At 59.6% G+C, this 635-nt stretch carries 1 protein-coding gene; it reads left to right on the forward strand.

The features are described from left to right. Positions 1-627: glycosyltransferase family 2 protein (locus AB4Z23_RS27775; protein WP_441361214.1), on the forward strand; the 627-nt coding region annotated here is incomplete at its 5' end. Positions 628-635 lie beyond the last annotated feature (8 nt).

A 635-nucleotide genomic window follows, 5' to 3' on the forward strand; every position in this document is an offset into this window, starting at 1 on the left:
GGCGCAAATATGGTGTTCGGCCGCACCGCCTTCTTCCGTGACGATGCCGATATACCATCAGGATTTCGCAGCGATGCCGATGGCATGCACCTTCATCGCGGCATGGACTTCATCGTCAGAATCTGCGTGACGGGACGCAGCCCGGTGCCGGGCCCACTCGCCGTTACCAGGACGCACATTCAACAACATGCCGGTCATTATCGGCCAGCACTGCGCCATACCGACGATGTCGAGATGTGGATGCGGCTCGCGGTACTGGGCGATATCGTCGAACTTGATGCCGTGCAGAATTTCACCCGTATCCACGGTGCGAACCAATCCGCCATCCTTGATAACGTGCTTGCCTGGAATACCGAAATCGAAGCCGCGCTCGAAAGCTTCTTTGGCAATGAAGGGGCTTTGYTTGCCGATGCCCAAACACTGCTAAGGCGCGGTCGCGCGAGCCTGAGCGACCGCGCCTATTGGTGCGCGCTTTCCAATTTGATCCGGCGCCGGCCCGGCGCGGGTGCCCTTCTCGCACAGGCTTTCCGCCTGAGACCCGCTTCAGCATTTCTGCCACCGGTGAGTTATCTTGTGCGCCGACCTGATGCATTACATCGCATTCGCGCAGCGATCGCCCGCCGATAGCGATAGAC

This window comes from Agrobacterium sp. MCAB5 (assembly GCF_052114365.1).
GTDB lineage: Bacteria > Pseudomonadota > Alphaproteobacteria > Rhizobiales > Rhizobiaceae > Agrobacterium > Agrobacterium tumefaciens.